17 protein-coding genes and 1 tRNA gene are annotated in these 23,102 nt (G+C 33.6%); 11 read left to right on the top strand and 7 right to left on the bottom strand.

Annotated features, from left to right (window positions below; translation table 11 throughout):
• Window positions 1-107: 107 nt before the first annotated feature.
• The 4 genes from ileS to K1X16_RS12910 all read left to right on the top strand — a co-directional run bounded on the left by ileS (window position 108) and on the right by K1X16_RS12910 (window position 5,324).
• Window positions 108-3,509, top strand: coding sequence for an isoleucine--tRNA ligase (ileS, locus tag K1X16_RS12895; protein WP_225036701.1), 3,402 nt, complete (start codon window positions 108-110; stop codon window positions 3,507-3,509).
• 4 nt (window positions 3,510-3,513) lie between these two features.
• Window positions 3,514-3,894 (top strand): TraR/DksA family transcriptional regulator, encoded by a 381-nt coding sequence (locus K1X16_RS12900; RefSeq protein ID WP_195871055.1) that lies wholly within the window; start codon window positions 3,514-3,516, stop codon window positions 3,892-3,894.
• A gap of 65 nt (window positions 3,895-3,959) precedes the next feature.
• Window positions 3,960-4,622 (top strand): hypothetical protein, encoded by a 663-nt coding sequence (locus K1X16_RS12905; RefSeq protein WP_225036702.1) that lies wholly within the window; start codon window positions 3,960-3,962, stop codon window positions 4,620-4,622.
• A 27-nt stretch (window positions 4,623-4,649) separates the two neighbouring features.
• Window positions 4,650-5,324 carry a lipoprotein signal peptidase gene (locus K1X16_RS12910; protein WP_225036703.1) on the top strand — a complete coding sequence of 225 codons (675 nt, stop codon included), beginning with the start codon at window positions 4,650-4,652 and terminating at the stop codon, window positions 5,322-5,324.
• Here the strand turns inward: K1X16_RS12910 and K1X16_RS12915 are convergent.
• From K1X16_RS12915 to K1X16_RS12930, 4 genes are read right to left on the bottom strand one after another with little or no spacing between them, the layout of a single operon-like run.
• Entirely contained in the window at window positions 5,278-5,841 is a 564-nt protein-coding gene (locus K1X16_RS12915; RefSeq protein WP_225036704.1) for a 5-formyltetrahydrofolate cyclo-ligase, read from the bottom strand. The genes K1X16_RS12910 and K1X16_RS12915 overlap by 47 nt on opposite strands.
• Window positions 5,841-6,806, bottom strand: a complete 966-nt coding sequence (locus K1X16_RS12920) for a succinylglutamate desuccinylase/aspartoacylase family protein (protein ID WP_225036705.1) — start codon at window positions 6,804-6,806, stop codon at window positions 5,841-5,843. Before K1X16_RS12920 ends, K1X16_RS12915 begins: the two co-directional genes overlap by 1 nt.
• Window positions 6,807-6,814: 8 nt before the next feature.
• Window positions 6,815-7,690 carry a 30S ribosomal protein S6--L-glutamate ligase gene (gene rimK / locus K1X16_RS12925; protein WP_225036706.1) on the bottom strand — a complete coding sequence of 292 codons (876 nt, stop codon included), beginning with the start codon at window positions 7,688-7,690 and terminating at the stop codon, window positions 6,815-6,817.
• Entirely contained in the window at window positions 7,687-8,115 is a 429-nt protein-coding gene (locus tag K1X16_RS12930; protein ID WP_225036707.1) for an ATP-dependent zinc protease, read from the bottom strand. Before K1X16_RS12930 ends, rimK begins: the two co-directional genes overlap by 4 nt.
• A gap of 88 nt (window positions 8,116-8,203) precedes the next feature.
• On the opposite strand from K1X16_RS12930, the gene uvrC reads away from it, so the two are divergent.
• Both uvrC and K1X16_RS12940 read left to right on the top strand, forming a co-directional pair.
• On the top strand, window positions 8,204-9,997 hold the full coding sequence (gene uvrC, locus K1X16_RS12935) for an excinuclease ABC subunit UvrC (protein ID WP_225036708.1): 1,794 nt from the start codon (window positions 8,204-8,206) through the stop codon (window positions 9,995-9,997).
• Window positions 9,998-10,020: 23 nt separating this feature from the next.
• Window positions 10,021-12,258, top strand: a complete 2,238-nt coding sequence (locus tag K1X16_RS12940; RefSeq protein ID WP_225036709.1) for a patatin-like phospholipase family protein — start codon at window positions 10,021-10,023, stop codon at window positions 12,256-12,258.
• A 76-nt stretch (window positions 12,259-12,334) separates the two neighbouring features.
• Here the strand turns inward: K1X16_RS12940 and K1X16_RS12945 are convergent, their stop codons facing one another.
• Window positions 12,335-12,967 (bottom strand): 50S ribosomal protein L25/general stress protein Ctc, encoded by a 633-nt coding sequence (locus K1X16_RS12945; RefSeq protein ID WP_195871064.1) that lies wholly within the window; start codon window positions 12,965-12,967, stop codon window positions 12,335-12,337.
• A gap of 165 nt (window positions 12,968-13,132) precedes the next feature.
• Window positions 13,133-14,074 (bottom strand): ribose-phosphate pyrophosphokinase, encoded by a 942-nt coding sequence (locus K1X16_RS12950; RefSeq protein WP_195871065.1) that lies wholly within the window; start codon window positions 14,072-14,074, stop codon window positions 13,133-13,135.
• Window positions 14,075-14,216: 142 nt separating this feature from the next.
• Between K1X16_RS12950 and K1X16_RS12955 the strand changes: the two genes are divergently transcribed.
• Window positions 14,217-14,298, top strand: a tRNA-Leu gene (locus K1X16_RS12955).
• 132 nt (window positions 14,299-14,430) lie between these two features.
• On the opposite strand, the gene K1X16_RS12960 is transcribed toward K1X16_RS12955, so the two are convergent.
• Window positions 14,431-16,119, bottom strand: a complete 1,689-nt coding sequence (locus tag K1X16_RS12960) for a CotH kinase family protein (RefSeq protein ID WP_225036710.1) — start codon at window positions 16,117-16,119, stop codon at window positions 14,431-14,433.
• Between the two features lie 313 nt (window positions 16,120-16,432).
• Between K1X16_RS12960 and K1X16_RS12965 the strand changes: the two genes are divergently transcribed.
• From K1X16_RS12965 to K1X16_RS12980, 4 genes are read left to right on the top strand one after another with little or no spacing between them, the layout of a single operon-like run.
• The gene (locus tag K1X16_RS12965; RefSeq protein WP_225036711.1) at window positions 16,433-18,748 is read left to right on the top strand and encodes a chondroitinase-B domain-containing protein; all 2,316 of its coding nucleotides are present in this window, start codon (window positions 16,433-16,435) and stop codon (window positions 18,746-18,748) included.
• A 44-nt stretch (window positions 18,749-18,792) separates the two neighbouring features.
• A complete protein-coding gene (locus K1X16_RS12970; RefSeq protein WP_225036712.1) occupies window positions 18,793-19,851 on the top strand; it encodes a polysaccharide lyase family 7 protein in 1,059 nt (352 codons plus the stop codon).
• A 25-nt stretch (window positions 19,852-19,876) separates the two neighbouring features.
• A complete protein-coding gene (gndA, locus tag K1X16_RS12975) occupies window positions 19,877-21,781 on the top strand; it encodes an NADP-dependent phosphogluconate dehydrogenase (RefSeq protein WP_225036713.1) in 1,905 nt (634 codons plus the stop codon).
• 33 nt (window positions 21,782-21,814) lie between these two features.
• Window positions 21,815-23,089, top strand: a complete 1,275-nt coding sequence (locus K1X16_RS12980; RefSeq protein WP_225036714.1) for an Nramp family divalent metal transporter — start codon at window positions 21,815-21,817, stop codon at window positions 23,087-23,089.
• Window positions 23,090-23,102: the final 13 nt, after the last annotated feature.

The following is a 23,102-nucleotide window of genomic DNA, read 5'->3' on the forward strand; positions in this document are numbered from 1 at the left end:
ATTTCAGCAAAAACCAATTAAGCAGTCGTATCATCCTTTTTTCACAAAAGCCATCTCATTTTTCCTCAAAATTCTGTAAATTCGCAGACTTATAAGAAAACAGAATAATGAGTATAAAGTTCCCTGAATATAAAGGACTTAACTTGCCAAACGTTGCAGACGAAATCGGTAACTATTGGGAAGCTAATAATATCTTCGATAAAAGTGTAACTACAAGAGAAGGAAAATCACCTTTTGTGTTTTTTGAAGGACCACCTTCTGCAAACGGTTTACCTGGTGTTCACCACGTTTTAGCACGTGCGATTAAAGATATTTTTCCACGTTATAAAACCATGAAAGGTTTTCAAGTGAAACGAAAAGCAGGTTGGGATACACATGGCTTACCAGTTGAGCTTGGTGTAGAAAAAGAATTGGGGATCACCAAAGAAGATATTGGAACTAAAATTACTGTAGAAGCGTATAACGAAGCCTGTAAAAAAGCCGTTATGCGTTATACAGATATCTGGAATGACCTCACCAAAAAAATGGGATATTGGGTGGATATGGATAATCCGTATGTGACCTACAAGTCCAAATACATGGAAACGGTTTGGTGGTTGTTAAAGCAGATATACGACAAAGATTTAATATATAAAGGCTACACTATTCAGCCGTATTCGCCGAAAGCAGGAACAGGTTTAAGTTCACATGAGCTCAATCAACCGGGAACTTACCAAGATGTTACAGATACAACGGTAGTTGCTCAGTTTAAAGCCAATGCAGATTCGTTACCAGATTTTCTTCAGAATGAAGGTGATATTTTCTTTTTAGCTTGGACGACCACACCTTGGACACTTCCTAGTAACACAGCGTTAACGGTTGGACCAAAAATTGAATACGTTTTAGTTGAAACTTACAATCAATACACCTTTAAACCAATGAATGTGGTCTTGGCTAAGAATTTAGTCAACAATCAATTTGATGGTAAATTTAAACGTGTTGAAACAAAACAAGAATTAATAGACTACAAGGAAGGCGATAAAAAGATTCCTTATTTCGTAGTTAAAGATTTCGTTGGAAAAGATTTAGTAGGAATAACCTACGAGCAAATATTACCATACGCTTTGCCAAACGATAATCCTGAAAATGCGTTTAGAATCATTTCTGGTGATTTCGTAACGGTTGAAGATGGTACAGGAATCGTACATACAGCACCAACTTTTGGAGCCGATGATGCCTTGGTTGCAAAACAGGCTTCACCAGAAATTCCACCTCTTTTAGTAAAAGATGATAATGGTAATTTAGTGCCATTGGTAGATTTACAAGGGAAGTTTAGACCTGAAATGGGCGAATTTGCAGGTAAATATGTAAAGAACGAATATTATGATGATGGCGAAGCACCAGAGAAATCTGTAGATGTAGAATTAGCCATTAAATTAAAGATTGAAAATAAAGCCTTTAAAGTTGAAAAATATAAGCACAGTTACCCAAACTGTTGGAGAACTGATAAGCCAATCTTATACTATCCTTTAGATTCGTGGTTTATAAAAATCACAGATGTAAAAGGTAGAATGCATGAGTTAAATACCGGAATTAACTGGAAACCTGAATCTACAGGAACGGGGCGTTTTGGTAATTGGTTAGCAAATGCCAACGACTGGAATTTATCACGATCTCGTTTTTGGGGTATTCCATTACCAATCTGGAGAACAGAAGATGGTAAAGACGTCATATGCATTGGTTCTGTTGCCGAATTGAAAGAAGAAATGGCAAAGTCTGTGAAAGCAGGCATTATGTCTGAAGATATCTTCTCTGAATTTGAAGTCGGGAACATGTCTGAAGAGAATTACGAAAGCATTGATTTACATAAAAATGTAGTTGATAAAATTGTGTTAGTTTCAGCATCAGGTCAACCCATGAAACGCGAGAGCGATTTAATTGATGTTTGGTTTGATTCTGGTTCTATGCCTTATGCACAATGGCATTATCCTTTTGAAAACAAAGAAAAAGTTGATGATACTTGGAGAAAGGCAGATTTTATTGCCGAAGGTGTTGATCAAACAAGAGGTTGGTTCTACACGCTTCATGCTATTGCAACAATGATTTTTGATGATGTTGCGTATAAAAACGTCGTTTCAAATGGCTTGGTTTTAGATAAAAACGGACAAAAGATGTCTAAGCGTTTAGGAAATGCTGTTGACCCTTTTGAAACCCTATCAAAATACGGAGCAGATGCCACACGTTGGTACATGATTAGTAATGCTAACCCTTGGGATAATTTAAAGTTTGATAGTGATGGTATTGCCGAGGTGAGTCGTAAATTCTTCGGCACACTTTATAATACCTATTCATTCTTTACGTTGTATACAAATATTGATGGTTTTGATTATAGTGAAGCCGATATTCCATTAGAAGAGCGACCAGAAATTGACCGTTGGATTTTATCCGAATTAAATACCTTAATTCAAAAAGTAGATAAATACTATGAAGCTTACGAACCAACAAGGGCAGCACGTGTAATTTCAGATTTTACACAAGACTATTTGAGTAACTGGTACGTGCGTTTAAGCAGAAGACGTTTTTGGAAAGGCGATTACCAAGCTGATAAAATTTCGGCATACCAAACACTGTATACGTGTATGGAAACCATTGCGAAGTTAGGCGCACCAATTGCACCTTTCTTTATGGACCGTTTGTATTTAGATTTAAATGCTGTTACGAAAAAAGAAACATTTGATAGTGTCCACCTTGCAGATTTTCCAATAGCTAACGAAAGTGCTATAGATAAAGTTTTAGAACGCAAAATGGAGAGTGCTCAAACCATATGTTCATTAGTTTTATCGTTGAGAGCTAAGGAGAAGATTAAGGTACGTCAGCCCTTACAGAAAATCATGATTCCTGTAGATAATAAGCAGCAAAAAGAAGAAATTGAAGCTGTCGCAGATTTAATTAAGCACGAAGTAAACATAAAAGACATAGAACTCTTAGAAGACGCTTCAGATATTTTAGTAAAACAAATAAAACCAAACTTTAAGGCTTTAGGTCCTAGGTTCGGAAGGGATATGAAATTAATAGCAAATGCAATAAAAGAACTTACTGCAGATGATATTAAAACTATTGAACAAAAAGGTAATTTAGAATTAGTAATTAACGAAAAAACTGTTATCTTAGTTTTGGAAGATGTAGAGATTACATCGCAAGATATAGAAGGATGGCTTGTAGCGAATGAAGGTGCATTAACAGTGGCTTTAGACGTTACCATCAACGAAGATTTACGTAAAGAAGGGATTGCAAGAGAGCTTGTAAATCGTATTCAAAATTTACGAAAAGATTCAGGATTTGAAGTTACAGACAGAATTGATGTTCAGCTTCAAAAAGATGATCAAATTATTGAGGCCGTTTCTTCAAATGAAGCGTATATTAAATCTGAAACCTTAACCGAAGAATTACAAATTATGGACACAATAAATAATGGTATAGAGATTGTATTTGATGAGGTCAATACCAAATTATTTATTCAAAAACATTAATAATATGAGTACAGAAACGAACAACCGATATTCTGATAAAGATTTAGCAGAATTTAAAGCGATACTTCAAGATAAAATACAAAAGGCAGAACATGATTTGCAACTTATAAAAAGTGCTTACATGAATGACTTTGATAACGGAACGGATGATACATCACCAACGTTTAAAGCTTTTGAAGAAGGTAGCGCAACAATGAGTAAAGAAGCCAATTCAGCTTTAGCTATTCGTCAAGAAAAGTTTATTCGCGATTTAAAAAATGCGATTATTCGTATTGAGAATAAAACATATGGAGTATGTCGTGTTACGGGAAAATTAATTAACAAAGACCGTTTAAAGTTAGTGCCTCACGCAACACTGAGCATTGAAGCAAAAAATATGCAGTAATATTCCTGCTACTTGTGCTGAACTGGTTTCAGTACAGTAGGAACCGCATTAATTGAGCATCTATTTTGAATAAAAACAACACTATAAAGCCTTGGGATTTTAATTTCAAGGCTTTTTTTATGCTTATCGGTTTTCTTTTTGTAGCACTGTCTTTACAAGCTCAAAATGTGCTTGAAAAGGAACTAACGGCAGAGCGTATAGATAGTATTGTAATTGATGGCAATCAAATTTTTAAAATTACAGTTGTAACATCAAAGACTAATCAAATTAAAATAGTGTCTACTTTAGATGGTGAGTATCAAAATGAATTTCAAGTGGTAATGCGTGAAAATAATCACACGCTTTATTTACATTTAGAGCATTTGTCATTTTCAGAAATCCCAGACGATAAGCGAAACGCACACAAGGTGATTGCTGCCACCTTACAATTAGAAATCCCTGAAGAACGCTCTTTAGATATTGTGAGTGATATTGGTTCTGTTGATTTAAGTGGCACTTTTAATTCGCTGTATATACAACTATCTCGAGGGAGATGTTATGTTGAAGCTGATACAAAAACAGCCACGATAAATACGTTAGATGGTGATATTATTGTTGTGACTGACAATGCTGCTGTTACAGCCAATTCTAATCATGGAAAAATTACTGTAGATGAATTTTATAATGCAATTTCAACCTGGAAATTGAAATCTATTAATGGAAATATTACAGTTGAAAAGCCAGATTAAACCTTTATTTTTGTTTAAAACCAATAGATGTCTTTAAAGAAAGCTTCAATTATTATTCTTATTATTTTACTGATTGATCAAATTAGTAAAATTTATATAAAAACGCATTTTCAATTGGGTGAAAATGTAACCGTTTTTTCATGGTTTAATATTGCCTTTATAGAAAATGATGGCATGGCTTGGGGAACAAAATTGAGTGATTTTACGTCGTTGATTTCAGATGAAACCGCAAAATTAACCTTAACCTTATTTAGAATTGTTGCTGTTACAGGCATTGCATTTTGGCTATTAGATGTTACTAAAAAGAAAAAATCTAAAACCTTAATTTTTGCTATTTCAATTATTTTCGCTGGTGCTTTAGGTAATATTATAGACTCTGTATTTTATGGTGTGTTGTTTAATGATAGTGTGATGCAAGTCGCTACATTTTTACCAGAAGAAGGTGGTTATGCTAAGATGTTTCATGGTAATGTGGTAGATATGCTTCATTTTCCGATTTGGAGTGGAGTCATGCCAGAGAACTTACCGTTGATTGGAGGAAAATACTTTTCGTTTTTTGATCCTGTTTTTAATATAGCTGATATGGCGATTAGTACAGGAATTGGTATTTTAATTGTGTTTAATAAGAAGGCTTTTGAAGAGCCTAAAGAGCAATCTAAAACTGAAACACTTGATTCGGAGTCACACAATAATCCAACTTAATATCCTCTTCTGAAGCATCAAAAACTTCATTGTCAGCTTCAAAAAAAGACAAGCCGATTTTTAAAGTTTCTGGTTTGCATTGTGCTAAAAACCGATCGTAGAATCCTTTTCCGTAACCCACTCTGTTTCCTGTTTTATCATAGGCTAAAAGTGGTACAAAAACTACTTCTAATTGTGATGCTTGTATTGCTATACCATCAACAGGTTCTGGAACATTATAGGTGCTTTTTATTAGCCTTGTATTGTCGGTTAACAAAAAATGCGTCATACTGTAATCTTTAATATGACTTTTTGAAATGATGATATTCTTATCCTTTCCGGCTAAAATATTAAGGATATAATCTGTGTTAATTTCTTTTTGTTCTTCAATCGTTAAAAAAACATGGTAGAAGGATTTGTTCCAAATATCTAAAGTCAGCAACTTGTTGGCAATTTCAACGCTAAAATCATCAACTTGAGTGTCGGATAATTGTTGACGTAAATTCTTATATTTTTTTCTTAATACTGCCTTTGTCATCAGTTTTCAATTTCGGTTGAAATATGGAAAATAGCATCACCTTGATAGATTATTGGCGATTCATTTACATTAAAAATATACCCTGTATTTGGTGCTTTTACAAAATAATTAAAGCTGCCATAAGGATCTGTTATATTACCTAAGACGTCCCCTTTAGTTACTTTTGCATTGATTTTTACTGTGGCTTTAAACATGCCAGAATATTTAGCTCTTAACCATTTACTTTCTTCAATAACTACAGCATTAACCTTAGGTTGAGACACTTTATATTTAGACCTTAGCATGCCTAAATGGTGTAAAACACGTTTAGCTCCATTAACACCAGTATTGGTAATATTAGAGTGAATGTTAAACGATTTTCCTCCTTCAAACAACAACATAGGCACACCTGCTTTATCACATGCGTTTCTAAAGGTTTTATTTAGATTTTGAGAATAGTATATAAAAGGAGCTCCAAACACATGCGCCAATTCTGTAAGGCGAGCATCATCTTTTACAATTCTAATTTGTGCTGCATTAAACCGGTCTGATCCACCAGTGTGAAAATCCATAGCGAAATCTACATGTGGTACTAGTTCTGTCATTACAAAGTTTGCTACTCTACTGGCTAATGACCCTTTGGCATTGCCGGGAAACACACGATTTAAATCACGACCATCTGGAAATTTACGATCCATATTTAAAAACCCAAAAACATTAATCACAGGGACACAAATGGTGGTCCCCGTTTTTGGTTTATTAATACCTTTGGCAATAATTTGTCTTACAATCTCTACTCCATTAACTTCATCACCATGAATACCTGCCGTCATTAAAACTGTTGGACCAGGTTTTTTAGATCGTTCAATTATAATAGGAACTTCGAGTGTGTTTCTAGTGTGTAGTTTTGCAACTTCAAAGGTTACTGTAACACCTTTGCCAGGAGCAACTTCGACACCTAAAATATTTAAAATATCTTTTGGCATGATTTGGGTTAATTTCTGTTTCGTTCAATAAAAGTAATAATAGCTTTAGCTATATTTTTTTGCGTTGCGCCTTCAATACCTTCGAGTCCTGGAGTAGAATTAACTTCTAATAATAATGGACCACGAGAAGACTGTAGCATATCTACACCACAAACAGGTAGTTTTAAAACTTTGGCAGCTCGCATTGCTAAATTGAGTTCGTCGTGATTTAATTTTATGATATTGGCAGAACCACCACGATGTAAATTAGATCTGAATTCTCCTTCTTTTCCTTGGCGTTTCATAGCTCCAACTACTTGGCCATCTACCACTAAGGCTCTTAAATCTGCACCTTTTGCTTCTTTGATATATTCTTGAACAATCACTCTAGCCTGTAAACCATTAAAAGCCTCTAAAACAGATTCTGCTGCATTTTTAGTTTCGGCTAAAACCACACCAAGCCCTTGTGTACCTTCAAGTAATTTTATAATTACAGGAGTACCACCTACATAATCAATAACTTCAACAACATCTCTAGAGTAGTTAGTGAAAACAGTTTTAGGCATACCAATTCCTGCTTTACTTAAACGTTGTAAGCTTCTCAACTTATCGCGCGAACGTGTTATCGCATCTGAAGAAGCAATGGTAAAAACACCCATTTCTTCAAACTGTCTTACAAGTGCACAACCGTAAAATGTTACAGAGGCACCAATTCTAGGGATTATAGCATCAACATAATCTAAATAGCGATCCTTATAGTAAATGGTTGGTTTTTCCTTTTCTATTATGATATCACATTTTAAAGGATCAATGATTTCAACTAAATGACCGCGCTTTTCTCCCTCTTCAACAAGACGTCTTGTGGAGTAAAGTTCGGGGTTTCGTGAAAGAATGACTATGTTCATTTAATGGTGTTTTGTTTATGGGATTGATTCTTTAAATCGACATCTACCAAAAATTTGTTTTTCAAAAATTGGCGACCTATTAATACTGGGAATTTCATATCGTCTCTAGTGCTTAAAGTTAAGTTAATCTTATAACTTTTTCCAAAGAATACAACGGTTGTTTTAATTTTGTAGCGGTTTTCCTTGTAGCCGTTACTGCTTTTTACGTCTGTATAAGTGTAGGTGTTAAAAACAACTTCTTCACTTTTAAAATTAGGATGACCTTTACTTTCAAAAATACAATAAAGTTTATCGTTTTCTTCTCTAATTTTAGAGCAGTGAATTGCAGATGTATATGCACCAGTATCGATTTTTACATCAATAGTATTTAGCTTTAATTCTGGAAAGTCAACCCTATCAATACGTCCTAAAACTTTTTTTGTCATAAATTAAATATATAAAAAGTGGCACAAGGTAATGATAAAGTGACTGAAAATTACACGAATATTTTTATGAATTCTTACCTTTGGTTAAATGCCAGAATCTACTTTAGACATACAGATAAAAACGCTTCCTCATCAACCTGGTGTCTACCAATATTTTGATGCAGACGATCGTTTAATTTATGTTGGAAAAGCTAAAGATATAAAAAAACGGGTGAGTAGTTATTTTACCAAGCATCACGATTATGGTAAAACTCGTGTCCTGGTTAAGAATATCGTATCGGTAAAACATATTGTTGTAGAAACGGAAAATGATGCGTTATTGCTTGAGAATAACCTCATAAAAAAGTATAAACCCAAATACAATGTCTTATTAAAGGACGATAAATCGTATCCTTGGATTTGTATAAAAAAAGAACGTTTTCCAAGAGTATTTCCAACACGTCGTGTTATTAAAGATGGTTCAGAATATTTTGGACCATACACAAGTATGAAGACGGTAAAAACACTTTTAGGTTTAATAAAAGGCTTATATCAATTACGAACTTGTAATTATGATTTATCTGAAGCTAAAATCGAAGCCGGAAAATATAAAGTCTGTTTAGAATACCATTTAGGGAATTGTAAAGGAGCTTGCGAAGGTTATGAAACTGAAGACGAATATCACGCTAATATAATTGCCATTAGAGAACTATTAAAAGGAAATTTTAAAGATTCCTTGCAGCAATTTAGAATACAAATGAAGCAGCATGCAGAAGCCATGCAGTTTGAAGATGCTCAGAAAATAAAAGAAAAATTAGAGGTTTTAGAAAATTATCAGGCTAAGTCTACCATTATAAATCCTAAGATAAGTAATGTCGATGTGTTTTCGATAGTTAGTGATGAATCTTACGCTTACGTCAATTTTTTACAGTTAAGTTACGGTTCCATTATTAGGTCGCATACCTTAGAGTTGAAGAAAAAACTACAGGAAACAGATGTCCAACTATTAGAACTAGCAATTACTGAAATCAGACAGCGTTTCAATTCCAATTCAAAAGAAATTTACGTACCTTTTCAAGTGAATTTAGGTGATGAAATAAAGGTAACAATTCCTAAGCTTGGTGACAAAAAGAGTATTTTAGAGTTATCCATTCGAAATGCGAAGTATTTTAGAATGGATAAGTTAAAACAAGTAAAACTTGTAGATCCAGATCGCCATGCCAACCGAATAATGGCGCAAATGAAAGCCGATTTGCGTTTAAGTGAAGAACCAAGACATATTGAATGCTTTGATAACTCTAACATTCAAGGTACAAATCCTGTGGCTGCCTGTGTGGTTTTTAAAAACGGAAAACCGAGTAAAAAGGATTACCGTCATTTTAATATAAAAACCGTTGAAGGGCCAGATGATTTTGCTTCAATGGAAGAAGTGGTGTACCGACGATACAAGCGCTTATTAGATGAAGACCAACCATTACCGCAACTTATTATTATAGATGGAGGAAAAGGGCAATTGTCATCATCGTTAAAAAGTTTAGATATTTTAGGCTTACGTGGAAAAATTGCAATTATAGGAATCGCAAAACGTTTAGAAGAATTGTTTTATCCAGATGATCCAATTCCGTTATATTTAGATAAAAAAAGCGAGACCTTAAAGATTATACAACAATTACGAAATGAAGCCCATCGTTTTGGAATTGAACACCATAGAAACCGAAGAAGTAAAGGAGCGTTAACTACGGAATTAGAGAATATTTCAGGGGTAGGAGAACAAACTATTATCGACTTAATGAAACAGTTTAAAACCGTTAAACGCATTGCCAATGCCAAGTTAGATGAGCTTGAAGCGGTTGTAGGAGTTTCTAGAGCAAATAAAGTATATAATTATTACCATAAGGAATAATTTAAAAAACCGAAAGGTTTATCATGACATTGAAACACATCATATTATTTGTATTTATAATTACGCTTTGTTCAGTAAACGCGCAGAAAAACACAGCCGATTCTGAACCAAAAGTAGGTTTAGTATTAAGTGGAGGTGGAGCCAAAGGTTTTGCTCATATTGGAGTACTAAAGGTTATTGATAGTTTAGGGATAAAAGTAGATTATATCGCAGGTACAAGTATGGGAGCCATTATAGGCTCGTTATACGCAACAGGGTATACTGGGAAACAATTAGAAGTTATATTTAAGGAGCAAGACTTTGATGTGTTGATAAATGATGAGTTTTCTAGAGCTTCTAAGTCATTTTACGAGCGCGAAAATGCACAGAAATACGCCGTTAATTTACCCTTTGATAATTTTGATATCACCTTACCTTCAGCTTTGTCTCGTGGACAAAACGTTTATAATTTACTATATCACTTAATGCTTCCTGTTAATGATATTCATGACTTTAGCAAATTACCAATTCCATTTTTTTGTATCGCAACTAATATAGAAACTGGTGAGTCTTTACTTATGGAAGAAGGTCGATTAGCAGAAGTGGTTTCGGCTAGTGGTGCATTGCCTTCCTTGTTTCAGCCTGTAGAAATTGATGATGCTATTTTAATTGATGGTGGTGTTACTAATAATTTTCCGGTTGAAGAATTACGGGCAAAAGGTATGGATGTCATAATAGGAGTGGATGTTCAAGATGACTTAAAGGATCGTGAATCCCTTAAGTCTGCACCAGAAATTTTGTTACAGATTAATAATTTCAGGACAATAAATGCCATGAAAAGTAAGGTGGAATTAACTGATATTTATATTAAACCAGACATAACAGATTATACTGTGATTTCGTTTGATGAAGGCAATGACATCATTAAACATGGTGAAGTAGCGGCAAGAGAGCAACTTGCTAAACTACATGAGGTGAAAGTAAAACAACCAAATTTTACGAAGCCAAAAGGTGTAGAAATATTAGATAGTTTAAGGATTACTAATATTTCCTTAAAAGGAAATGAACGTTACACTAGGGCCTTTATGATTGGTAAGTTAAAACTTAAAGATGATGAGAAAATTGGCTACGCCGATTTAAAACAAGGTATAAACAACCTAATTGCAACGAATAACTTTGACACGTTTAGATATTATCTAGAACCTACAGATAAGGAATCAGAGTTTAAACTTATTGGTAATATTAATGAGTCTGAAACGACCACATTTCTGAGATTAGCTATTCATTACGATCGCTTATATAAAAGTGCATTACTTGCTAATCTAACCAAAAAGAAGTTGTTACTTAATAATGATATTGCCTCCTTAGATGTTATTTTAGGTGATAATCCTAGATATAATTTTGATTATTTTATTGATAAAGGATTTTATATCAGTTTAGGAATCAAATCGCGTTTCAATAAGTTCAACAAAAACGTAAACCCTAGATTAGCTATAGAAGAAGGCTCACCTTTATTAACTGGTTTGAATAAAATTGATGCTAAAATTTCTGATTTTACGAATCAAGTGTATTTACAAACCATATTTAGGAAGGATTTTGCGTTGCGTTTAGGGGTAGAACATAAGCGTTTAAAAATAACCTCAGAAACCATTATCGATGAAGAAGAGGAAAGTAGATCTGTTTTCGAAAACACAGATTATTTAAGTGTCTATGGTAATTTAAAATTTGATAATTACGATAATTTTTATTTTCCAAAAAATGGATTCTATTTTAATGGGACTTTTCATCTATATCTAGATGCTTCGGGTTTTAATAAGGATTTTATGAATTTTTCTATAGCAAAAGCAGATATTGGTTATGCCTTTAGTTTTAGTGATAAACTTGCTTTAAAAACGGAAGCTAATGGTGGTTTTAAGATTGGGGACATTTCTACAAACTCTTTGGGATTTGCAATGGGAGGCTATGGCTATAATTTTATAAATAATTTCTATTCCTTTTACGGTTATGACTATTTAACCTTAACAGGAGATAGTTTTGTAAAGTCTACGCTAACTTTAGACTATGAAATCTATAAAAAGCACCATATTATATTTGCTGCCAACTTTGCTAATATTGGCGATGGACTTTTTGAATCAGGCAATTTTTTTACAGCTCCTAACCATAGTGGTTATGCTCTTGGCTATTCTTTAGAAACGTTTTTAGGGCCGTTAGAAGGGAAGTATACGTATTCACCAGAAACTGGCGCTAGCTCGTGGCTTTTTAACCTTGGCTATTGGTTTTAATTTGCTGAAAATTCAGCAAAAAAAAAGAGACTATCCTTATAGACAGTCTCTTAATATATTTAAAAATAGTTATTATCTATTCTTGAGTTTCTTCTGCTGCTGGTGCATCAGTTCCTTCTGCTCCTTCAGCTTCTTCTTCATCGTCATCTGCATCTACAATAGCTAATCTGCTACGTCTTACTTGACATACTACAGTATTATCTGGGTGTAAGAATTTGTAATCTTCGTTTTCTAATTCTGTAATATAGAATTTACTACCGATTTTTAATGGAGTAATATCAATCTCAATAAAATCTGGTAATTTTGAAGGGATAGCTTTTACTCTAAGTTTACGATATGGCATTCTTAAGTTACCACCATTCATTACACCTTTAGAAGATCCTACGATTTGAATAGGAATTTCCATTGTAATTTCTTTGTTTTCGAATATCTGATAGAAATCTATGTGTGAGATTCTGTCAGTAACAGGGTGAAATTGAATGTCTTGCATTACTGCATTGATTTTTTCACCGTTATCTAAGACAATCACAACTGTATGTGCGCTAGCAGTATATACAAGTTTTGAGAAAGCTAATTCTGGTGCCGAGAAATGGAATGCTTTGTCTCCTCCGTATATAACGCAAGGAACCTGACCAGCATTACGTAAGGCTTTAGTTGCTTTTTTGCCTACGCTTTCTCTTTGAGATCCGTTAATTGTAATTGATTTCATTTTTTGAAATGTTTTATTAAAGTTTTAATTCCCTCATTTTGAGGGCTGCAAATTTAGAAATTTTAAATGAAAATACTAGTGTTAGTTCACTATTTTTTAATACTGCCAGTTTTATTGAAGGCTCGTCCTAATATCAACATTAAAAATTAATAATATAAAAGCGGATTACATTACAAATTTACTACTAATAGATTTGTTGTGATGTACATTATACATGACATCTGCAAACAAATCAGAGCAACTTAAAACGCGTATTTTCTTACTTTCTTGTTTTAAAGGAATAGAATTAGTTACAATTAATTCTTCTAGTTTAGAGTTTTCTAATTTTTCGTAAGCGTTTCCAGATAAAATTGGATGTGTACAAATAGCTCTTACACTTAGTGCACCACGTTCCATCATAAGGTCTGCAGCTTTAGTTAGTGTACCTGCTGTGTCTACCATGTCATCTACTAAAACTACATTTTTGCCTGTAACATCTCCAATTAATTCCATATGCGAGATTACATTAGCTTTAGCACGTTGCTTGTAACAGATTACAACATCGCTTTTTATAGCTTTAGAATACGCATAAGCACGTTTAGAACCTCCCATATCTGGAGAAGCAATAGTTAGGTTGTCTAAATTTAGGCTTCTTAAATACGGTAAAAATATGGTTGATGCGAATAAGTGATCCACAGGTTTCTCGAAAAATCCTTGAATTTGATCCGCATGTAAATCCATTGTAATAATCCTTGTGGCACCGGCAGCTTCTAACATTTTAGCCACTAATTTTGCAGCGATAGGCACTCTAGGTTTATCTTTTCTGTCTTGTCTTGCCCATCCAAAATATGGCATAACAGCTGTGATATGTCTTGCAGAAGCCCGTTTTGCTGCATCTATCATTAATAGCATTTCCATTAGATTCTTTGGGCCAGGATGTGTAGATCCTATAATAAAAATACGTGTTCCTCTAATAGATTCTTCGTAAGATGGCTGAAATTCTCCATCGCTATAAGTCGATGTAATTACCTTACCTAGTTTAACTCCGTAGGTCTCAGCTATCTTTTCTGCAAGGTAAGTGCTTTGTGAACAAGCAAAAATTTTGGCTTCTGTGGTTTCGTATGGCATTTGTTGTCAGTTATTTAGTGGGTGTTGTGTTGGGTTTTTTATACGCATCAAATTTAGAAAATTATTTTACTACAAAAAGCATAAAACCTACTAATTTTAATAGTTTGACAGAAATATTTTTCTATTTTTGCAATCCGAAATCGCTCAAGTGGTGGAATTGGTAGACACGTTGGATTCAAAATCCAATGTCGCAAGACGTGCGGGTTCGATTCCCGCCTTGAGTACTAGAAAACCCTTAAGGTTAATTAACCTTAAGGGTTTTATGTTTTTTAGAGTTAGTATTGGTTACAGTAGATATCAAAAATTTGTAATCATACGTTAGGAATAGTTTAGAGCTAAACTTCAAAATACTAAATTCATTTCACAATAATTTTTTTAACCTGATTATAAAGATTTAGAAAATAAATACCTCTAGCGAAGCCTTTTATGGTTATAGTATTATTGGCAGGATCAAAGTTTCCTTTTGCCATTACAGAGCCATGTATATTAGTAATAGTGTAAGTGGTAATGTCAGTGATATTGCTATTAATATAAATAAAGTCTGTCGTTGGGTTCGGATAAACGTTAATAGAAGTTATATCATTTTCAAAAGTTTCAACACTTAAAAGGTTATCAAAATAGATGTCTAAATAATCTAAACGGTTGAGTAACCAATTATCCATATATGTTTTTGAGGCTTCATCATAGTCATAGTTTTGCCAAATTAAACGCTCTCTTGCGTAGACCAAATTATCCTTTAATAAGTTATAATTTCCGGTTAGTCTAGAGTTTAAGGCTTCAGTGCTTAGCACTCCTAATCTAAGTTCAAACCAACGTTCTGCAATCATATTACCCATTGCTTCATCTGGTGTGAGGTGAATTAACCTATTAAACAGACCGTTCGATAAAATATCATCGGTTATATTGTCATTATTTCCAAACCAATTTGTGCCAAAGACACCATCTAAATCCCATGGTGCAAAGAAATAGGGTTCATCCTGATTATATTTTGCCGTATATAAATTTTTCCCGGTATTGTCTGTAGCACGAAGAAGGTTTAGAAAAATAAAATAATCAAAAGCATTTTCAAGTTTTAATTTTTCGCCAATTTCATCTCTAAAATCTTGAAGGTTTGAATTGATAACAAAGTCGGTAAAGTCATAGAGATTTTCCCAATCTATAGCATCATCTGGATCGGGAAGCTTTAACTCATAATCACCCCAAATATCACTTGTATTATCATAATCTAGAAGCTCATTAAATCTTGCATTACCAGACGTCCAAGAATCACCTTTGTAAAGCTCACCTCGAATGTCATTATTGTATTTCTTTAATTTTAATTGCTTTCTATCTACTTGTTCAGAAAGCATATATACACCATTGTATTCATTATTTAAAAACACATCTACATACATAACATTTGCTCCAGATTTTGCATCTTCTTCTTGGTCTAAATAATATGGTGTATGAATATCTAACCAAAGCTGATGAGACGAAAAAGCCCTTAATCGAAGTGGTTCATTATAAATTGCATCTAAAACCCAGTCGTCATCTTCGCGTAAATTTCCAAACTGCATATCAATGTTTTCGTCACCATTTGGGTCTTCCCAAAATTCTAAATCATAGGTTTTTTTTGGATAGGTTTGAGAGGTTGCTCCGCGAAGCTCAATACCCATTTGTGCAGTTTTAATGTCTTCTAAATCCGCATACACAAACGTTGCAAGTCTTTTAGGTTCATCAATAATTTCCAATTCAGTATTGATCGATATTATTGGAAACACACTAAAAAACAATGCGTACTGTACATCATTATGTTCAACAGTATAGGATTCTTGATGGCTTATTGTGTTCGGTTTTACAGTGAATTCGTAATCCGTATCCAAAGACAAAATCACAGCATCATAACTCGAAAAATCAGGGAACTGAGTAATATCTATTTTACAAATAATAAGTTCGTTTGTAGTATCAATTTGATAGCGTCCTTCAGGAACAGTAATCTCATAATTGTTCTGGGCACTCAATAATAACGACACAAATAATAACGTAAAAAAGTAAATATTTTTCATTGCTGCTTTTTAAAAACATAAAATAATAATAAAAAGTTAAATCGAAGCTGGTAATGCTTGAAAGTTTAATTTATTGCCTGTTGTTAGTTTGATTCAAAAACGAAGAAACCTTATAAATGTCACGTTTTTTAGAATATTTATTTAGTTTATTAACCTAATTGTATACAAAATTAACCCAATAACTTTTTGTAGTCTTAAAATTTATACTACTTTTGGTTAACCAGATTGGTAAACCAATTGAAAAAATCTTTTAAGAAAGGTGAGTTTTGGCCATCTATAAAGTGTACACTAATTGAATATAATCAACTATTATATGAAGAAATATCTATTAACTTTCGGCTTATTACTACTGTTTTTTTCTTGTGGAGAACACATAAATTCTAATACAGAATCAAGTCTATTAATTTCAAATGCTTCAGAATTATCGGAAGCCATTAAAAACGCAGAGCCAGGTGACAACATTGTTTTAAAAAATGGGGTTTATAAAGATTTAGAGATTAAATTCACTGGCGAAGGCACTGAAAAAAAACCAATTACTTTAAAAGCAGAAACACCTGGAAAAGTATTTATAGAGGGTGTTTCTAATTTAGAAATTAGTGGTAATTATTTAGAAGTTAGTGGCTTATTTTTTAGAAATGGTTATACACCAACACGTAACGTTATCGCATTTAGAGCGAGTGAAAAAAACGTGGCAAACCACTCTAAAGTTACAAATTGCGTTATACTCGATTATAATCAGCTCGTTAGAGATAAAGATGATAATTGGGTTCAGCTTTTTGGAAGATATAATGAGTTTAGTAATAATTACCTCGCCGGTAAAACCAACGGCGGACCAACCTTAAGAGTTGATATAAGAGGAAATCAAAGTATAAGAAATTACCATCAAATTATAAATAATCATTTTGGTCCAAGACCTAGAAAAGGTGGTGCTCGAGGAGAAACCATTCAGTTGGGAGGTAGTTTTTCATCCATGTCACCAGGTAATAGCATAATAGCTAATAATTTATTTGAAGAATGTAATGGTGAAGTTGAAATTATTTCGAGTAAAACAAATTATAATGAAATTAGAAATAATGTATTCTATAAAAGTGAAGGCTCTGTTGTAACCAGACACGGAAATTATGTCACTGTAGATGGTAATTATTTTATAGGTGATGGAGTGAATGAACAATATGGAGGCATTAGAGTTGTAAATACTGGTCATTGGATTACAAATAACTTGTTCTATAAAATAAAAGGAAAAAATTTTAGAAGTCCGATTGCGATAATGAACGGTATTCCAAAATCGCCTTTAAACAGATATAATCAAGTTACCGATGTGGTTGTTGCTTACAATACGTTTGTAGATTCAGATGCGCCTTTTCAATTTGGTGTTGGGACTAATATTTCTCAGGCTGATGTATTACCTAAATCTGAAATTCGTTCAGCGAGACCATTGAGAATTGAAGTGGTAAACAATGTGCTTTATAATTCTGTTGGCGACCCAAGTCCAATTATTGAACATGACAAAGCCGATGGTGTCACCTTTCAAAGTAATATTATTGATAACAATGGAGTTAGTATAGCAAATAGTCATGGTTTAATTTCTAAAGAATTAACATTAACTGATTTAGGTTCTGATATTGCTGTTCCAGTCACTGGTTTTAATGATGTTGAGGTTTATAATGGTTTTGGCTTTGAGGATATTACAAAAGATTTATTAGGTGAATCTAGAGGTGATTCAAATCAAATAGGAGCGATATTAAACACAGATACCTATGCGATAGATCTGCTAGATAAAACAAAATATGGTGCGGATTGGTTTTCAAATGATGTAGAAGCGAAAGAAACAAAAACGCATACAGTAGCAAATGCTGAGGAATTAAAGACCAAACTACAGGCTGCGGAAAGTGGAGATGTTATTCAATTAAACGACGGATCTTATCAACTTTCAAAATCGTTGATTATAAATAAATCAATAACAATTCAATCTAATGGTAACTCAGAAATTTTATATACTGGGTTGGCAGAAACAGCAGCATTAGAATTGCATCCGTATGGGAAATTAACCTTAAAAAACATCAAATTAAAAGGAACAGATACTCAATATGCGTTTGCAAGTTTAAAAGAAAACATGTCTAACCATTTTGGGCTAGAAGTCATAGATTCTGAAATAAGTAATTTTAATTATGCTTTAAAAGTCTACAAACAGTCTTATTCCGAGGAAATTACCTTTATGAATACAGCCATTTCAAATTGTGAAAACGGTATAGAACTATCTGAAGAAACCAATGATCGTGGTGATTATAATACCGAATATTTAAATATTATTGATTGTAAATTTTTAAACGTTCATAAAAACGTAATAGATTATTACAGAGGTGGATATGATGAGTCTACAATTGGTGGAAACCTTTTGGTTTCTAATAGTACATTCACCAATTGTGGAGCAAAAGAAGAAAACAAAAGACTTCTTAATCATAATGGTATTGTAAATGTAAAAATTACAGGAAACACCTTCGTCAATAACCCTGTTCAATTTGTTTCTATTTTATGGGGCGCAAAAAATAATGTGGAATCAGAAAACACTTTAATTAATTCAGGACAAATTAAGACGGAAGAAAATTTAGAAATGAAATTAATGTATTAAGGTCATTCGAGCACAACCAAATCTGTCAATATAAAATTAACTACATGAAAAAATTAGCACTTACATTATTATCATTTTTAGCAATTGTTGCTTGCAAAAACAACACTGATCCCAATTCAGAAACTATAAGTGAAGTCACTACAGAGAATGAGTCCGCTACAAAATATCCGAGTGATGTTATTCCGTTTATGGACGAATGGAAAATTCTTTTAGGCGATGGCACAAGTGTTAGCGACCTAGTTAATTACAAGAAAAAAGATTTTTTCTATGTGGAAAATGAAAATGATGTAGACTGGGTAGTTTATAAAACGCCAAACTCGGGTGTCACTTCAAGAACATCGAGCAATACAAGAACAGAATTAGGACAAACAAAACATTGGATTCCAGAAGTTGGAGGTAAACTAACAGGAACATTAAAAGTGCAACATGTTTCCACCTCTGGTGATGCAAGAGTTGCGGCTTCATATTCTGTAGTGGTTGGTCAAATTCATAGTGATGAAGGCCATGAAAACGAGCCTTTAAAGATCTTTTATAAAAAATTCCCAGGTCACACAAAAGGCTCAGTATTTTGGAACTATGAAATAAATACGGCAGGTGATGATAATTCGGGCAGATGGGATTTATCTACGGCGGTTTGGGGTGATGATATGTCTGTTGTAGGAGCGAGTGCGGATGAATACCCATTAGAACCAGAAGACGGTATTGCCTTAGGTGAGGAGTTTAGCTATGAGATAAATGTTTATCAGGGTATCATGTACCTTACGTTTACCAGTGATGGTCACGATACTAAGACGTTTACCAAGAGTTTGCTAGAATCAGAATTCACTACAAAAGAAGCTATTCCAGATCAAATATGGTCATTATATGCTTCTATTGGTCGCGATGGGGTTGAGCGAGAAAATGCCTATGCAGGAGAAATAAATTACTTTAAACAAGGGGCTTATAACCAAACAAACGGAAAGAACCCTGAAGACAATATGGTTTGGAGCACAGGATCAGAAACATATGGTGGCGACATTGCAAAGCAATATGCAAACGGAAGTTATACAGAGGTGTGGTTTAAAGAAGCTACAGTGGGAGAAGGAACTGACCCTAATAATTAAACAAATCTAAAAAAGTTTGTTTCCCTTGAAAAATCTTAGAGATAGTATAAATAAAGTAATCTTCGTTATGGGAGTTTCAGGTTGTGGAAAAAGCACCATAGGAAAACGATTAGCGCAAGAATTAGAAATTCCTTTTTTTGACGGAGACGATTTTCATTCAAAGGCTAATATAAAAAAGATGTCTAACGGCCAGCCTTTAACAGATGCTGATAGACAGGGTTGGTTAGAAACATTAAATGAATTAGCTAAAACACAAGTGGCTAAAAGTAATTGTGTAATAGTGTGTTCTGCGTTAAAAGAAGCCTATCGAAATACGTTGAGTTTGGGTATTGAAGCTGCCACTAAATGGGTCTTTTTAAATGGGTCTTTTAATCAAATTTATAATAGAGTGAATAAAAGATCTAATCACTATATGCCGTCAGGCTTATTACAATCACAGTTTGATACTTTAGAAAAACCTAAAGACGCCATTGAAATAGATATTAGTTTAACGCCAAAAGATATTATAAAAACTTTAAAGGAAAATTTAATGGATAAATCAGAATTTGGATTATTTGGTTTAGGTGTTATGGGAAAAAGCCTATGTCGAAATTTAGCTCGGAATGGATTTAAAATTTCCATGTTTAACAGGCATGTTGCAGGTGTGGAGGAAAATGTTGCCAAAGACTTTAAAGCACAATATTCAGATTTATCTAAAGCTGAAGCCTTTGATGATATTTCAGCTTTTGTAAACTCCTTACAGACGCCCAGAAAGATTATGTTAATGGTCAATGCAGGAAAAACAATAGATCATGTAATTGAAGATTTATTACCGCATTTATCAGGGAACGATATTCTTATAGATGGAGGGAATTCTAATTATGTTAAAACAAAAGAACGTTGTGATTATTTAAAATCTAACGGTATACATTTTATTGGTGCTGGTGTGTCTGGTGGAGAAGAAGGAGCCTTAAAAGGCCCATCTATTATGCCAAGTGGCGACGCAGAAGCTTATAAATATATACAGCCCTTTCTTGAGAAAATTGCGGCGAAAGATCAAAATAACTTACCGTGCTGTACTTATGTCGGTCCAGAAGGCAGTGGTCATTTTATAAAAATGGTGCACAATGGTGTAGAATATGTAGAAATGCAATTATTAGCTGAGGTCGCTACTATTTTAAAAGCTTTAGGTCAAAATCCAGATGCTATAGCTAACACCTTAGAGCGTTGGAAAGCTACTGCCAATAGTTATTTGTTAGAAATAACTACGGATATTTTTAGAAAAAAAGAAGGTGACGATTGGTTAGTGAATAAAATTTTAGACAAAGCTGGTAATAAAGGTACAGGGAATTGGACAACCATTGCTTCAGCCGAGCTTGGTGTGCCCAGTACTTTAATTTCTTCGGCTTTATTTTCGAGGTATATTTCTTTTTATAAGGATGAACGAATCCAATTAAGTAAGGGTTTTGATAAAGGAGATCCTTCGGAATTACATCTTACTACAACTGAGCTTTTAGAAGCTTATCAATTTGCTAGAATTATTAATCACTATCAAGGTTTTAAACTTATAGCGGAAGCATCTGATAAATTCTCATGGAATTTAAATCTAAGCGAGATTGCTAGAACCTGGACAAACGGATGCATTATTAGATCTACATTAATGACGGATTTAGTAGAAGTTTTTAAAAGCACCACTAATATATTAACCAATACAGATGTCATAAAAGTCGTTCAGCAAACTAAAAAAGCGACTAAAAAAGTGGTGTCAGAATGTGTAACTAATGATCTGGTATCACCTGCTCTAAGTGAGGCACTTCAATTTTTTAATGGTATTACTACCCCATATGCGTCTGCAAATATTATTCAGGCACAGCGCGATTATTTTGGAGCACACACCTATCAACGACTAGATGATGATTCCGGAAAACGTTTTCATACTAATTGGATATAGAAACGATCAACCTACTAACTAACGACTAATATTATGGAAGCAAACACGCCAAATAAATCATTTCTTAAAAAAATCATTGCCATCATTTTGGGGTTTGGTCCTGGTATCTTTGCAATCGGTTACACTATCGGTACAGGGAGTGTAACAGCCATGATTGTTGCTGGTAGTAAGTTTAATATGCAATTACTATGGGTGCTTTTAATCAGTTGTGTTTTTTCTGGAGTCTTAATGTTTGCCTATGGTAATTATGCCTTAATTACGGGCGAAACCGCGCTTTATGGTTATAAAAAACACTTCAAATTTGGAAAAGTTTTAGCTATAGCAATTATCATTGGCATCACGTTTGGACAATGGAATTCGCTAATGGGAATCTTAGGGATTTCATCTAATATTATTTTTGAAATATTAGCATTGAATTTTGATGGGTTAAGTGCATTTAAATACGAAACTGTATTACTAATTGCGATTGTAATTATAGTTACCTTTTATTTATTAATGTTAGTTGGGAAGTATACTTTTTTCGAAAAAATACTGGTCATTTTTGTCACCCTAATGGGCTTGTCTTTTTTGTTGTCGTTATGTTTTGTACAACCACTTTCTATTGATGTCGTTAAAGGTTTAATTCCAACAATACCAGACGTTCCTGGAGGTAAAATGTTAGTGGCTGCCTTTGTTGGTACAACTATGGCTTCAGCAACGTTTTTATCACGACCATTATTTGTGAAAGGAAAAGGTTGGACCATTAAAAATTTAGACCAACAGAAAAAAGATTCTATTACCGCCGCGATTTTAATATTTATTATTAGTGGGGTTATTATGGCAGTTGCAGCAGGAGCCTTATTTTATCAAGGTAAAGAGGTGACTCAGGTTTTAGACATGGCAAATACATTAGAACCCGTTGCAGGTAAGTGGGCCGTTTCTATATTCTTTTTTGGAGCATTAAGTGCAGGTTTATCTTCTATATTTCCTTGTTTGTTAATTGCACCATTGTTAATAGCAGATTATCAATCTGGAGAATTAGATACCAATTCGAGACAGTTTAGAATTATAACGGCAATTGCATGTTTGGTCGCTTTAATCGGTCCTGCATTTGGAGCAAATCCTATAGAAGTTCAAATTTTATCACAAGTATTTAATGTTTTTGTACTGCCCATAGTAATACTCGGAATTATTTTGATGTTAAGCAATAAACAAGTAATGAAAGGGTATAAAACGAACTTAGGTGTTTATATCGGAATGTATGCAGCTTTATTCTTCTCATTAGTGATTTCATACAATGGCATATTAGCGCTTTTAGATTATTTCTAACAAATAATTAAAA

This window comes from Winogradskyella sp. SM1960 (assembly GCF_020179375.1).
Classification (GTDB): Bacteria; Bacteroidota; Bacteroidia; order Flavobacteriales; family Flavobacteriaceae; genus Winogradskyella; species Winogradskyella marina.

Excerpts from the sequence above, each read along its gene's own strand:
- K1X16_RS12930 (WP_225036707.1), bottom strand. The coding sequence starts at position 8,115 with ATGACAAAAAAAGTTTTAGGACGTATTGATAGGGTTGACTTTCCAGAA.
- K1X16_RS12965 (WP_225036711.1), top strand. The coding sequence starts at position 16,433 with ATGAAGAAATATCTATTAACTTTCGGCTTATTACTACTGTTTTTTTCT.
- K1X16_RS12980 (WP_225036714.1), top strand. The coding sequence starts at position 21,815 with ATGGAAGCAAACACGCCAAATAAATCATTTCTTAAAAAAATCATTGCC.
- rimK (WP_225036706.1), bottom strand. The coding sequence starts at position 7,690 with ATGAACATAGTCATTCTTTCACGAAACCCCGAACTTTACTCCACAAGA.
- K1X16_RS12900 (WP_195871055.1), top strand. The coding sequence starts at position 3,514 with ATGAGTACAGAAACGAACAACCGATATTCTGATAAAGATTTAGCAGAA.
- ileS (WP_225036701.1), top strand. The coding sequence starts at position 108 with ATGAGTATAAAGTTCCCTGAATATAAAGGACTTAACTTGCCAAACGTT.
- K1X16_RS12940 (WP_225036709.1), top strand. The coding sequence starts at position 10,021 with ATGACATTGAAACACATCATATTATTTGTATTTATAATTACGCTTTGT.
- K1X16_RS12960 (WP_225036710.1), bottom strand. The coding sequence starts at position 16,119 with ATGAAAAATATTTACTTTTTTACGTTATTATTTGTGTCGTTATTATTG.
- K1X16_RS12950 (WP_195871065.1), bottom strand. The coding sequence starts at position 14,074 with ATGCCATACGAAACCACAGAAGCCAAAATTTTTGCTTGTTCACAAAGC.
- K1X16_RS12920 (WP_225036705.1), bottom strand. The coding sequence starts at position 6,806 with ATGCCAAAAGATATTTTAAATATTTTAGGTGTCGAAGTTGCTCCTGGC.
- K1X16_RS12945 (WP_195871064.1), bottom strand. The coding sequence starts at position 12,967 with ATGAAATCAATTACAATTAACGGATCTCAAAGAGAAAGCGTAGGCAAA.
- K1X16_RS12970 (WP_225036712.1), top strand. The coding sequence starts at position 18,793 with ATGAAAAAATTAGCACTTACATTATTATCATTTTTAGCAATTGTTGCT.
- K1X16_RS12910 (WP_225036703.1), top strand. The coding sequence starts at position 4,650 with ATGTCTTTAAAGAAAGCTTCAATTATTATTCTTATTATTTTACTGATT.
- K1X16_RS12915 (WP_225036704.1), bottom strand. The coding sequence starts at position 5,841 with ATGACAAAGGCAGTATTAAGAAAAAAATATAAGAATTTACGTCAACAA.
- uvrC (WP_225036708.1), top strand. The coding sequence starts at position 8,204 with ATGCCAGAATCTACTTTAGACATACAGATAAAAACGCTTCCTCATCAA.